Origin of the sequence: Streptomyces sp. Ru73 (assembly GCF_002920575.1) — a bacterium.
In the GTDB taxonomy this organism is placed as follows: Bacteria; Actinomycetota; Actinomycetes; order Streptomycetales; family Streptomycetaceae; genus Streptomyces.
Genome location: NZ_PQSQ01000001.1, coordinates 133,605 through 146,271 on the forward strand (window position 1 = coordinate 133,605; position 12,667 = coordinate 146,271).

The 12,667-nt window shown below is 72.5% G+C and carries 12 protein-coding genes; 5 read left to right on the top strand and 7 right to left on the bottom strand.

The genetic code is table 11. The annotated features are described in order from the left end of the window. Nucleotides 1-20: 20 nt before the first annotated feature. The 7 genes from C3486_RS00605 to C3486_RS00635 all read right to left on the bottom strand — a co-directional run bounded on the left by C3486_RS00605 (nucleotide 21) and on the right by C3486_RS00635 (nucleotide 5,766). The gene (locus C3486_RS00605; RefSeq protein WP_258052508.1) at nucleotides 21-827 is read right to left on the bottom strand and encodes an alpha/beta fold hydrolase; all 807 of its coding nucleotides are present in this window, start codon (nucleotides 825-827) and stop codon (nucleotides 21-23) included. A gap of 253 nt (nucleotides 828-1,080) precedes the next feature. After that, the gene (locus tag C3486_RS00610) at nucleotides 1,081-1,725 is read right to left on the bottom strand and encodes a CoA transferase subunit B (protein ID WP_103830495.1); all 645 of its coding nucleotides are present in this window, start codon (nucleotides 1,723-1,725) and stop codon (nucleotides 1,081-1,083) included. After that, entirely contained in the window at nucleotides 1,725-2,510 is a 786-nt protein-coding gene (locus C3486_RS00615; RefSeq protein WP_103830496.1) for a CoA transferase subunit A, read from the bottom strand. The genes C3486_RS00610 and C3486_RS00615 overlap by 1 nt, the downstream gene beginning before the upstream one ends. Nucleotides 2,511-2,520: 10 nt before the next feature. Next, nucleotides 2,521-2,802: a muconolactone Delta-isomerase gene (catC, locus tag C3486_RS00620; protein WP_103830497.1), complete on the bottom strand. Its 282-nt coding sequence runs from the start codon at nucleotides 2,800-2,802 to the stop codon at nucleotides 2,521-2,523. Nucleotides 2,803-2,804: 2 nt separating this feature from the next. After that, entirely contained in the window at nucleotides 2,805-3,662 is an 858-nt protein-coding gene (gene catA, locus C3486_RS00625) for a catechol 1,2-dioxygenase (RefSeq protein WP_103830498.1), read from the bottom strand. Between the two features lie 72 nt (nucleotides 3,663-3,734). After that, nucleotides 3,735-4,838 carry a mandelate racemase/muconate lactonizing enzyme family protein gene (locus C3486_RS00630; RefSeq protein WP_103830499.1) on the bottom strand — a complete coding sequence of 368 codons (1,104 nt, stop codon included), beginning with the start codon at nucleotides 4,836-4,838 and terminating at the stop codon, nucleotides 3,735-3,737. 22 nt (nucleotides 4,839-4,860) lie between these two features. Then, nucleotides 4,861-5,766 (bottom strand): LysR substrate-binding domain-containing protein, encoded by a 906-nt coding sequence (locus tag C3486_RS00635; protein WP_103830500.1) that lies wholly within the window; start codon nucleotides 5,764-5,766, stop codon nucleotides 4,861-4,863. 234 nt (nucleotides 5,767-6,000) lie between these two features. Between C3486_RS00635 and benA the strand changes: the two genes are divergently transcribed. From benA to C3486_RS00660, 5 genes are read left to right on the top strand one after another with little or no spacing between them, the layout of a single operon-like run. Then, nucleotides 6,001-7,371 carry a benzoate 1,2-dioxygenase large subunit gene (benA, locus tag C3486_RS00640; RefSeq protein WP_103830501.1) on the top strand — a complete coding sequence of 457 codons (1,371 nt, stop codon included), beginning with the start codon at nucleotides 6,001-6,003 and terminating at the stop codon, nucleotides 7,369-7,371. Nucleotides 7,372-7,386: 15 nt separating this feature from the next. Further along, nucleotides 7,387-7,905, top strand: a complete 519-nt coding sequence (gene benB / locus C3486_RS00645) for a benzoate 1,2-dioxygenase small subunit (protein ID WP_103830502.1) — start codon at nucleotides 7,387-7,389, stop codon at nucleotides 7,903-7,905. A 31-nt stretch (nucleotides 7,906-7,936) separates the two neighbouring features. Then, nucleotides 7,937-8,944 carry a benzoate 1,2-dioxygenase electron transfer component BenC gene (gene benC, locus C3486_RS00650; protein ID WP_103830503.1) on the top strand — a complete coding sequence of 336 codons (1,008 nt, stop codon included), beginning with the start codon at nucleotides 7,937-7,939 and terminating at the stop codon, nucleotides 8,942-8,944. Beyond that, the gene (locus C3486_RS00655) at nucleotides 8,941-9,738 is read left to right on the top strand and encodes a 1,6-dihydroxycyclohexa-2,4-diene-1-carboxylate dehydrogenase (RefSeq protein ID WP_103830504.1); all 798 of its coding nucleotides are present in this window, start codon (nucleotides 8,941-8,943) and stop codon (nucleotides 9,736-9,738) included. Before benC ends, C3486_RS00655 begins: the two co-directional genes overlap by 4 nt. 45 nt (nucleotides 9,739-9,783) lie before the next feature. After that, entirely contained in the window at nucleotides 9,784-12,636 is a 2,853-nt protein-coding gene (locus C3486_RS00660; protein WP_103830505.1) for a LuxR family transcriptional regulator, read from the top strand. Nucleotides 12,637-12,667: the final 31 nt, after the last annotated feature.

Consider the following 12,667-nt stretch of genomic DNA (forward strand, 5'->3'; position numbering starts at 1 on the left):
CCCTCGCGTCGTACGCCGGATCAGCGGCCCGCCGTCGCCGCGTCCAGGTGCACCCGCAGCGCCGCGTTCACCGCGTCGGGGCGCTCCACACCGGCCAGATGGGCCGCGCCCGCGACCTCGACGAGGGCCGCGCCCGGTATGCCGTCGGCGATCTCCCGGGCGTGCGCGGGCGGCGTCGCCGAATCCTGGCGGCCGGCCACCACGAGCGTGCGGGCCGCGACGGACCACAGATCGGACCGTACGTCGTAGCCGGCCAGCGCGTCGCAGCAGGCGGCGTACCCGGCCCGGTCGGCGGCGGCGAGATCGGCGAGCAGACCGCTGCCGCGCGGCCCGGCCGCGGTGCCGGGATCGGCGAACCAGCGCCCCGGCGTCGCCTGCGCCATCGCCGCCGTGCCGTGTGCGCGCACCGTGGCGGCGCGCTCCCGCCAGCCGGCCGGTTCGCCGAAGCGCGCGGAGGAGCAGATCATCGCGAGCGAGGCGATCCGGTCGGCGTGGTGCACGGCCAGGTGGGCGCCGATCGCGCCGCCGAGCGAGATCCCGGCGTAGTGGAAGGTGCTCCAGCCGTGGTGGCCGGCCAGGTCCAGGACGAGCCGCGCGAGAGCGGCGACCGTGGTGCCGCCGGCGCCGGGGGAGGGCAGGACGTCCGTGGGCGTGCCGCCGTGGCCGGGCAGGTCGAAGCGGAGCACCCGGTGGGTACGGGTCAGTTCGGCCAGCTGCGGCTCCCACACGGCGAGCGAGGTGCCCAGGGACGGGCCGAGCACGAGCGGCGGCGCGTCCGCCGGGCCGTCCAGGCGGTGGTGGAGCAGTGGGGTGGCGGGGCTGGTCACGGACTCTCCTGCGGAACTGCGGAACTGTTCGGGAACGGGTGGCGGACGGGGCACGGGGAGCGCGGAACGGCTCCCCGCGCCACCGCCGCCCGGACCGCGGCGGGGACCCGGGCCGCGCTTCTCCTGAGTCGGGCACCTGCGAGAAGCCGGCCCGGGCCCGGATGCCCGCCGGGCCAGGTGGCACTCCCGCCGGCCGGACGGCTGTCCGGGTGCGTCGGCCGGCGGGACGTACGGGATGCCGGGCGGGACCGGGTCAGCCGAGGCCGGCCGGGACCCGGACCGGGGCCGCGGTGCGGGCGGTGAGCTCCTCGGCGCTCACGCCGGGTGCCGTCTCGACCAGCGCCAGCCCGTCCCCGGTGACGTCCAGGACGCCGAGGTCGGTGATGATCCGGTGCACGCAGCGCTTGCCGGTCAGCGGCAGCGAGCAGGACTCGACGATCTTCGGGCTGCCGTCCTTGGCGGTGTGGTCCATCACCACGACCACCCGGCGGGCGCCGTGCACGAGGTCCATCGCGCCGCCCATGCCCTTGACCATCTTCCCGGGGATCATCCAGTTGGCCAGGTCGCCGCGGGCGGAGACCTGCATGGCGCCGAGGATCGCGGTGTCGATGTGGCCGCCGCGGATCATGCCGAAGGAGAGCGCGGAGTCGAAGAACGCCGCGCCCGGCAGCACGGTGACGGTCTCCTTGCCCGCGTTGATCAGGTCGGGGTCGACCTCCTCCTCGGTGGGGTACGGGCCGACGCCGAGCAGGCCGTTCTCCGACTGGAGCACCACGTCGACGCCCTCGGGCAGATAGCTGGGCACCAGCGTGGGCAGCCCGATGCCGAGGTTCACATAGTCGCCGTCGCGCAGCTCGCCCGCGGCCCGCGCGGCCATTTCTTCCCTGGTCCAGGCCATCAGCCGCGCACCGTCCCTTCGCCCTTCGGCGGCGCGGCGACCGTGCGCCGCTCGACCTTCTTGTCCGCCGCCTGAGCGGGCGTCAGCTCGACCACCCGCTGGACGAACACGCCCGGCAGGTGCACCTCGTCCGGATCCAGCGCGCCGGGCTCGACCAGCTCCTCGACCTCGGCGACCGTGACCCGGCCGGCCATCGCCGCGAGCGGGTTGAAGTTGCGCGCGGCCTTGTGGAACACGAGGTTGCCGTGCCGGTCGCCCTTCGCGGCCCGGACGAGCGCGAAGTCGGTGGTGATGCCGCGCTCCAGGACGTAGCTCTCGCCGTCGAACTCGCGCACCTCCTTGGGCGGCGACGCCTTGGCCACTCCTCCGTCCGGCCCGTACCGCAGCACCATCCCGCCGTCCGCGACGTCCGTGCCCACCCCGGCCGGGGTGTAGAAGGCCGGGATGCCGCAGCCGCCGGCCCGCAGCCGCTCGGCGAGCGTGCCTTGCGGGGTGAGTTCCAGCTCCAGCTCGCCGGCCAGGTACTGCCGCGCGAACTCCTTGTTGGCGCCGACGTAGGAGCCGGTGACGTGGGAGATCCGGCCGGCGCCGAGCCAGATGCCGAGGCCGCCGCCGTCCACCCCGCAGTTGTTGGAGACCACCCGCAGCCCGCTCGCGCCGGTCTCGTACACGGCCCGGATCAGCACGTCGGGGACGCCGCTGAGCCCGAAGCCGCCGACGGCGAAGGAGGCGCCGTCCGTCACGTCCGCCACCGCCTCGGCGGCGGTGGCCACGACCTTGTCCATGCTCCCCTCCTCAGGCGTTGATGTCGGAGGGGTGCACCGCCAGCGGCGTGACCTCGATGGACATGTAAGGGAAGAGCGGCAGGTTCCACAGGATGCCGTGCAGCTCGTCGTTGGACTCCACGTCGAAGACGCTGAGGTTGGAGTACTGGCCGACGCACCGCCAGATGTGCGGCCACTTCCCGGCCTTCTGCAACTCCTGGGAGTACGCCTTCTCACGGGCAAGGGTGTCGGCCTTGACCTCGGGGTCCAGGTCGGTGGGGAGGCGCACGTCCATCTTCACGGCGAACAGCATGCTCAGGCCTCCGCCCGGTCCATGACGAAGTCGTACGTGACCTCGTTGCCCCGGCCGCTGGTGGCGGGCTTCGGGTCCAGGATCAGCTCGGGCTTCACGGCCGAGGCGATGTCGTCCTCGACGTGGCTGCCGCCCCGGAAGTACAGCTGGGTGGTGATGAGCCGGTGACCGGGGGCCGACACCTTCAGGTGCAGGTGCGCGGGGCGCCAGGCGTGCCAGCCGGCCGCGGCGATCAGCTTGCCGCAGGAGCCGTCGGTGGGGATCTGGTACGGCGCCGGCTGGATCGTGTGGATCTTAAAGTTGCCCTGCTCGTCGGCGACGACGGTGCCGCGCAGGTTCCACTCCGGCAGGTTCGGCGCGTACTGCGAGTACAGCCCGTCGTCGTCCGCGTGCCACATCTCCACACGGGCGCCCGCCAGCGGCGTGCCGTCCACGCCGCGCACCTGGCCCTGGAAGAGCAGCGGGGTGCCGGCCTCGTCCGGGCGCATCGGCAGGGTCGCCTCGGCCTGGAACTCCGGCGAGTCGGGGACGTAGTACGGGCCCTCGATGGTGCCCTTGCTGCCCTCGCGGTTCTCGTTGGCGACCTCCTCGACGACGTGCTCGATCCACACGTCGAGGAAGAGCGGCCACTCGCCGTCCTGGCCGACGCCGATCAGCCACGCCTTCAGCGCGTCGTACTCCGCGTACGTCACCTTGTGGCGGCGGATCACGTCGTGCACCGCGGTGATGACCTCGGTGGCCAGGGTGGAGACGCGCTCCTTGCTGCTGGCGGCCTCGGCCCGCTGCTTGGCGCGGAAGGCCTCGGTGGCGGAGGCGCCGGACGCGGCGGCGGTGGCCTGCTCCTGGACGTTCTCGCTCATGGTGGTGCTCCTGTCCTCACGGGGGAAGAGGGGAAGTGGTGCGGCTCGTGCGGTGTACGGCGCCGCCGCCGGTCAGGTGTCCTGCCGGTAACGGGCCAGCTTGTCGGGGTCGAGCGCGATGCCCAGGCCCGCGCCCTCGCGGACGCGCAGTGTGCCGTCCTCGATGCGCAGCGGCTCGGCGAGCAGGTCGTCGCTCATGTCGAGGAAGTTGGACAGCTCGCCGGCCCGGCGCGCGGTCAGCTCGTAGGCGGATCCGAAGACCGCGGTGCACAACGTGCCGATCTGGCCGTCGATCTGATTGCCCATCACGGCTTCCACGCCCAGCCCCTCGCACAGGTGGTGGACGCGCTGGGAGTACGTGAAGCCGGTGCGGGCCGTCTTGATGCTGATGGCGGTCGCGGAACCGCCCAGCAGCTCACGGGTCACCTCGCCGGGGCGGGTGGCGCTCTCGTCGGCGACGAACGGGATGCCGGTGCGCGCCACCAGCCAGCGGCGGCCCATGACGTCGTCGGCCGGGCACAGCTCCTCGGCCAGCGTCAGGTCCAGCCCCTCCATCGCCCGCAGCGCGCGGGCCGATTCGGAGGCGGTCCAGCCGCGGTTGCCGTCGATGTACAGCTCCGCCTCGTCGCCCAGCCCTTCGCGCAGCGCCCGGCAGGCCTCGACGTCGAGCCGGAAGGGGCGGCGGCCGACCTTCACCTTGAAGGTGGTGATGCCGTACGTGTCGCGGATGCGCCGTGCCTCGTCGACCATCTGCTCCGGCGGCGCGAAGCCCACCATGTGCGAGACCCGCATCCGGTCGGTGAAGCCGCCGAGCAGTTCGGTGACGGGCAGTCCGACGGACTGCCCGATGATGTCCCACAGGGCCATGTCCACGGCGGACTTGGCGGTGGGGTTGCCGACGGTGCGGTTCAGGCGGTGGTGCACCGCCTCGCGCGCGGTCGGGGCGAGGCCGGTGAGCTGCGGCGCGAAGACCTTGCTGATGACCGCGACGATGGATTCCTGGGTCTCGCCGTAGGTGAAGGGCCGGGGCGGTGCCTCGGCGATGCCCGTCAGGCCGTCGTCGGTGTGGACGCGTACGAGGACGTGCTCGGCCGTGTGGACCTCGCCGCTGGCGAACTTCAGCGGCTTCTTGTAGGGGATGGCGAACGGAATCGCCTCGATCTCGGTGATCTTCATCGGTCCTCGTTTGCGGTGGTCTTCAGCGGTCCTCGGAGTCCGCGACGAACACGCCGTGCGTCTCCAGGACGCCGATCAGCGTCTCCAGCAGGGGAGAGGTGTCGTGCTCGCGCCAGGCCAGGGCGAGGCCGACGGTCTCGGCGTCCCGGACGGGCTTGAAGACGACGCCCTCCCGGGACACCGAGCGGACGGAGTCGGGCAGCAGGGCGATCCCCAGACCGGCGGCGACGAGCGCCAGCGCGGTCGAGGTCTCGGTGACATCGTGTGCGCAGTGCGGGTAGTAGCCCGCCGCGAGGCAGCTCCTGGTGACCGCGTCGTTGACGACGGAGCGGGAGTTGACCGCGTACATGATGAAGTTCTCGTGGCGCAGCTGGGCGACCTCGGCGGCCTCCGCATCGCTCAGCCAGTGGTCCTCGGGGACCGCCAGCACCAGCGGTTCGCGGGCGACCTCCCGGCAGACGATGCCCTCCTGCCGGACCGGCGGCCGGAGCATGCCCACGTCGAGACGGTTCTCGGTGAGGGCCAGCTCCTGCGCCGGGGTCAGCAGCTCGGTCTGGATCTCCAGCGCCACCCCCGGCATCTCCTCCTTGACCAGCCGGGCGATCTCGGGGAGCTGCCGGTAGCAGGCGGTCCCGGTGAGGCCGAGCCGGAGGATGCCCTCGGCGCCCTTGGCGAAGCGGCGCACGCGGGTGGTCGCCTCGTCGACCGACTGCAGGATGCGTACCGCGTCGGTACGGAAGACCTCGCCGGCCCCGGTGAGCGCCACCTGGCGGGTGGTCCGGGTGAACAGCTCGACCCCGAGGTCCGCCTCCAGCTGGCGGATCGCCTGGGACAGCGGGGGCTGTGCCATGTGCAGGTTCTCCGCGGCCCGGCCGAAGTGCCGGGTCTCGGCGACGGCGACGAAATAGCGCAGGTGGCGCAGTTCCATGGGGCCTCCTTGGCTTCCTTGCCGCCGGAATGCGGCTCATCGTAGGCAGCGGTTCTCAGACGAGAGAAATACTCTTTTCCCGCCGATTGATATGCAAGGAATCTCAATGAGGCCCTGGGTCAACCCTGGGCAAATGCCCGGGGTGGTGTCGGCACCCCGCTGCCATGGTGCTGAAAAGCGGCCGTGAGAACCCCCGACGGGACGACGGGGGCCCGGCGCAGGTTTGGAGGGACCATGACGCAGACGTCGGTCACCACCCGGGCGATCCTGGACGACGCCCTGGTGGAGGACGAGGAGCACGGCATCTACCGGGCCCGGCGGAAGATCTTCACCGATGAGGAGATCTTCGAGCTGGAGATGAAGTACATCTTCGAGGGCAACTGGGTCTATCTCGCGCACGAGACGCAGATCCCGGAGATCGGCGACTACTTCACGACGTACATCGGCCGCCAGCCCGTGGTGATCTCGCGGAGCAAGGACGGCGCGCTGCACTGCCTGATCAACGCGTGCAGCCACCGCGGCGCGATGCTCTGCCGCCGCAAGACGGACAACCGCACCACCTTCACCTGTCCGTTCCACGGCTGGACGTTCAACAACTCCGGCAAGCTGCTGAAGGTCAAGGACGGCCGCGGCGCCGGCTACCCCGAGCAGTTCAACAAGGACGGCTCGCACGACCTGACGAAGGTCGCCCGCTTCGAGAACTACCGCGGCTTCCTCTTCGGCAGCCTCAACCCCGACGTGCTGCCGCTCACCGAGCACCTCGGCGAGGCCACCAAGATCATCGACATGATCGTGGACCAGTCCCCGGAGGGCCTGGAGGTGCTCCGCGGCTCCTCCACCTACACCTACGACGGCAACTGGAAGGTGCAGGCGGAGAACGGCGCCGACGGCTACCACGTCTCCGCCACCCACTGGAACTACGCCGCCACCACCGCACGCCGCACCTCCGGCGAGTCCGCCAACGACACCAAGAACATGGACGCCGGCAGCTGGGCCCGCCAGAAGGGCGGCTACTACTCCTTCGACCACGGCCACCTGCTGCTGTGGACCCGCTGGGAGGACCCCTCCAACCGCTCGCTCAACGAGCGCCGCGCCGAGCTGGTCGCCGAGTTCGGCGAGGACAAGGCCGACTGGATGATCGAGTACTCGCGCAACCTGTGCCTGTACCCCAATGTCTATCTGATGGACCAGTTCAGCTCCCAGATCCGGCACTTCCGCCCGATCGCCGTGGACAGAACCGAGGTCACCATCTACTGCATCGCCCCCAAGGGCGAGAGCGCCGCGGCCCGCGCCAACCGCATCCGCCAGTACGAGGACTTCTTCAACGCCTCCGGCATGGCCACCCCGGACGACCTGGAGGAGTTCCGCTCCTGCCAGAAGACCTACCTGGCCGGCGCGGCCCCCTGGAACGACCTCAGCCGCGGCGTGGCCCACCGCATCACCGGCCCCGACGAGGACGCGAAGAAGCTCGGCATCCACCCCATCGCGAGCGGCGTCCGCACCGAGGACGAAACCCTCTACTCGATCCAGCACGGCTACTGGCTGGACACCATGCGCAGGGCCGTGGCCGCCGAGGACGCCGCGGCCGCGGGCCGGGACCGGTAAGGACGGAGCGAGGACATGACCGTGAGCACCGAGACCGCAGCCCCGGCCGTCACCCTGGAGGACGTCCGGCAGTTCCTCTACCGCGAGGCCCGCCACCTCGACGACCGCGAGTTCGAGAAGTGGCTGGAGTGCTACCACCCGGACGCCGAGTTCTGGATGCCGGCCTGGGCGGACGACGACGAGCTGACCCGCGACCCGCAGACCGAGATCTCACTGATCTACTACGCCAACCGCGGCGGCCTGGAGGACCGGGTCTTCCGTATCCGCACCGACCGCTCCAGCGCCACCAGCCTCCCCGAGCCGCGCACCGGGCACAACATCACCAACGTGGAGATCACCGGGCGGCGCGGCGCCGAACTGGACGTGCGCTTCAACTGGTTCACGCTCTACTACCGCTACCAGAGCGTGGACACCTACTTCGGCACCTCGTTCTACACCATCGACTTCTCGGGCGAGACCCCACTGATCAGGAAGAAGAAGGTCGTTCTGAAGAACGACTACATCCACCACGTGGTCGACGTCTACCACATCTGATCATTCGCCCTTCCCCCGAATCGAGTTCACCATGAGCTACCAGGTCGCCCTGACCTTCGAGGACGGCATCACCCGGTTCGTCACCTGCGGACCCGATGAAACCGTCGCCGACGCGTCCTACAAGGCCCGCATCAACATCCCCCTCGACTGCCGCGACGGCGCCTGCGGCACCTGCAAGTCCCTCTGCGAGAGCGGCCGTTACGACGGCGGCGACTACATCGAGGAGGCACTGAGCGACGAGGAGGCCGCACAGGGATACGCACTGCCCTGCCAGATGACCCCGCAGAGCGACCTGGTGCTCCGCATCCCCGCCACCTCCGAAGCCGCCAAGACCGCCGCCGCCACCCACAGCTCGACGCTGGTCGCGCTGGAGAAGCTGTCGGAGACCACCGTCGCCTTCACCCTGGAGCCCGACGACCGCGCCGCGCTGGCCTTCCTCCCCGGCCAGTACGTCAACGTCGCCGTGCCCGGCACCGACGTCACCCGCTCCTACTCCTTCAGCTCCGGACCCGCCGAGGGCCAGGTCTCCTTCCTCGTCCGCCTCACCGAGGACGGCGCGATGTCCGGCTATCTGCGCGACCGCGCACAGCCCGGCGACCGCATCGACTTCACCGGCCCGATGGGCAGCTTCTACCTCCGCGCGATCGAGCGCCCCGCACTGCTGCTGGCCGGCGGCACCGGCCTCGCACCCCTGCTCTCCATGCTGGAGAAGCTCGCCACCGAACCCCCGGCCCACCCGGTCCACCTGGTCTACGGCGTCTCCGCCGACCGCGACCTGGTCCGCCTCGAAGCCCTCGCCGACTACGCGGCCGTCATCCCCGGCTTCACCTACGACCACTGCGTGAAGGAGTACGTCACCGGCCGCCTGGAGCCGCGCCACCTCAACGACGGCGACGTGGACGTGTACGTCTGCGGGCCGCCGCCCATGGTCGAGGCCGTCCGCGCGCACCTGGCCGAGCAGGGCGTCACCCCCGCCCACTTCCACACCGAGAAGTTCGCGCCGACCGGCACCGCCGCGCTCGCGGGGGCCGCACGGTGAGCGCCGCGTACTTCCCCGGCCGGTTCGCCGGGAAGAAGGCCGTGATCACCGGCGCGGCCCAGGGCATCGGCGAGGCCGTGGCCCGCCGGATGGCCGCCGAAGGCGCCGAGGTCGTCCTCGTCGACCGCGCCGAACTGGTCCGCGAACTCGCCACCGAGCTGGGCAAGGACGGCGCCCCCGCACACGCCGTCACCGCCGACCTCGAACAGTACGACGGCGCCGAGCAGGCCGTGACCGAGGCCCACCGGGCACTCGGCGGCCGCATCGACATCCTCGTCAACAACGTCGGCGGCACCATCTGGGCCAAGCCCTACGAGCACTACACCCCCGAGCAGATCCGGGCCGAGGTGCAGCGCTCCCTCTTCCCGACCCTGTGGACCTGCCGCGCGGCGCTCCCGCATCTCATCGCGCGGCGCTCCGGCACCGTCGTGAACGTCTCCTCCGTCGCCACGCGCGGCGTCAACCGCGTCCCCTACGCCGCGGCCAAGGGCGGCGTCAACGGCATCACCTCCGCGCTCGCCCTGGAGGCCGCCCCGTACGGCATCCGCGTCGTCGCCACGGCCCCCGGCGGCACCGAGGCACCGCCCCGCCGGGTCGCCCGCGGCCCGGCCGCCGCCGACGACAGGGAACGCGCCTGGTACCAGCAGATCGTCGACCAGACGACGGAGTCCTCGCTGCTCAAGCGGTACGGCACCCTCGACGAGCAGGCCGCCGCCATCTGCTTCCTCGCCTCCGACGAGGCGTCGTACATCACCGCCTCCGTCCTCCCCGTCGCCGGCGGTGACCAAGGATGACCGGACCCCGGGAGGGCGCGGCGCCGCGCGGCTAAGGTGACAACCGTGGACGATCACGACGGCGCGGGCACCGGCCGGGACGGCGCCCGCGAGAAGGCCCGGCGCGGCCCCGCCGGACGGCAGGCCGAGCTGACGGCCCTGCACCGCCGGCTGGCCGCAGCCCGCGCGGGACACCCCTCGATCGTGCTGGTCGAGGGCGAGTCCGGCATGGGCAAGACCGCCCTGATCCACCACTTCCTCGCCGAACTCGCACCGGCCGGCCCCGCCGGGGCCGCGCCGGACACCGCCGCGCCGCGGGCCGTCCGCGTGCACCGCGCCAACGGCGTGCGCTGGGAGAACGAGCTCGCCCTCGGCGTCGCCGACCAGCTCGCCAAGACCGCCGGCACCGCCCTCCTCCCGGACGGGGGCGCCCCCGACGAGCCGCCGGACCCGCTCGCCGCCGCACGCCGCCTCCACGAGCTGTGGAGCACGCACCGCGAGGACACCACCGTCGTCGTCATCGACGACGCCCACTGGGCCGACGCCGCCTCCCTGCGCGCCGTCGCCTCCGCCGTCCGCCGGATGACCGCCGAGAAGGTCCTCGTCGTGCTGGCCGCCGCCGACGACCAGCTGCACCGGCTCCCCGTCGACGTACTGGACTTCCTCACCGCCCACCGCGACGGCGCCCTGCGCCTGGGCCCGCTCACCCCCGAGGACGTCCAGCAGCTCGCCTGGAGCGCCGGCCGTACCGACCTCTCGCTGCCCGCCGCGCGCATCCTCTGCCGCCACACCCGCGGCAACCCCCGCCACATCACCGACCTGCTGCAGGAGGTGCCCGCCAACATCTGGCGGGACTGGCAGCCCGCACTGCCCGCACCCCGCCGCTACGCCTCCGCCGTCCACCGCCGCCTCGACGCCTGCGGACCCCAGGCCCGCACCCTGATCGAAGCCTGCTCGGCACTGGGCGAGTCCGTGCCGTTCGCCGAGGCCGCCGAGCTGTCCGGCGTCCCCGACCCGCTCGCCGCCGTCGACGAGGCCCGCAGCGCCGGGCTGCTCACCACCACCGACGGCCCGGGGCTGACCCTGCTCACCTTCCCGCACCCGCTCCTACGCGCCGCCGTGCACGGCGCCCTCGGCCTCGTCGAACGCGGCGACCTGCACCGCAGGGCCGCGAAGATCGTCGAGGACCACGGCCGCCGCCTGATGCACCGGGTCGCCGCCACCCCCGCCGCCGACGCCGAGCTCGCGGACGACCTCGACCGGTTCGCCGCCGACCGGGCAGCCGAAGGCGCCTGGTCCCAGGCGGCGGGCGCCCTCGTCGCCGCCGGTCGGCTCACCCCGGCCCCCGCCACCCGCCGGGACCGCCTCCTGCGCGCCGTGGACGCCCTCGTCGGCGCGGGCGACCGGCCACAGGCCGAGACCTTCGCCGCCGAACTGGAGAGCTTCCCGCCCGGCGCGCTCCGCGACTCCGTCCTCGGCTACCTCGCCATCACCCGCGGCCGCCCCGAAGAGGCCGAGGTCCGCCTCGGCCAGGCATGGGAGCGCTGCGACCCGGCCCGCCGCCCCGAACTGGCCGCCGCCATCTGCCACCGCTGGGTCCTGCACTCCCTCGGCCGCTGCCGCGCCGCCGACCTCGTCCACTGGGCCCGCAAGGCCGTCGACCTCGTCGGCCCCATGGAACCCTCCGCGGTCGAGTCGGAGGCGATCCTCGGCCTCGGACTCGCCGCGATGGGCCGCGCCGACGAGGCCGCGCGCGCCTACGACGACGTACTCGCCCGCATCGAAAGCGGCGCCCAGTCCCAACGCGTCCAGATGGGCCGCGGCTGGATGGACCTGGCCATGGACGAGCCGGAGGCGGCCCGCCGCGAGCTGGAGGGCGCCGTGCCCACCGGCTTCCGCATGGGCTCGGCCCGCATCTCCCTGTGGGCACAGGCCTGGCTGGCCCGCACCCAGTTCGCGCTCGGCGCCTGGCAGGACGCCGTACGCACCGTCGACCGGGCCGCAGCCCAGCTCGCCGAGGTCCGCATGGAACTCCTGCGGCCCCTCGTGCACTGGACCGGCGCCCAGATCCACGCCCTGCGCGGCGACTGGACCGCCGCACACCACCACGCCCGGCACGCCTCGGCCGACATGCAGCACTACGAGGCGATGGTCGTCCCCGCCTGCCTGGCCCGCGCCCAGGTCGCCGAGGCCCGCGGCCAGTACGAGCGGGTGACCGCTGCGCTGGAGCCCGTGCTGCGGCTCCGGCACCGCGAAGGCATCGACGAGCCCGGCTTCTGGCCCTGGCAGGACGTCTACGCCAACGCCCTCGTCATGACCAACCGGGCGGCCGAGGCCGACGCCTTCCTCAAGCCCCACGAGGAGCTGGCCGCCGACCGCGGCCACCGCTCCACGATGGCCCGGCTCGGCTACGTACGCGGCCGCATCGCCGGCACCGAGGGCGACCTCGACGCCGCCCGCGCCCACTTCGAAGGCGCGCTGGCCCACCTGGCACACCTGCCGCTGCCCTACGACCGCGCCCGGGTGAGCTACGCCTACGGGCAGACCCTCCGCCGCGCCGGCAAGCGCCGGGAGGCGGACGCGCTGCTCCAGAACGCCCGGGACGCGTACGTACTCCTCGGCGCCCGCACCTACGTCGAGCGCTGCGAGCGGGAGCTGCAGGCGGGCGGCCTGAGCAAGCGGGGCGCGGGGGAGGCCGGCGGTGGCGCCCCGGAGTTCGCCCGGCTGACCGCGCAGGAGCGCGCTGTGGCCCGCCTCGTCGCACGCGGGATGAGCAACGGCCAGGTCGCGGGCGAGCTGTTCCTGTCGGTGAAGACCGTGCAGTACCACCTCACTCACGTCTACGCGAAGTTCGGCGTGCGCTCCCGGGGCGAGCTGGCGGCGGTCTTCCGTGAGACGGGCGAGGACGCGCCGGAGTAGCCCCACCGCACACATTCGTACAAAAATTCGA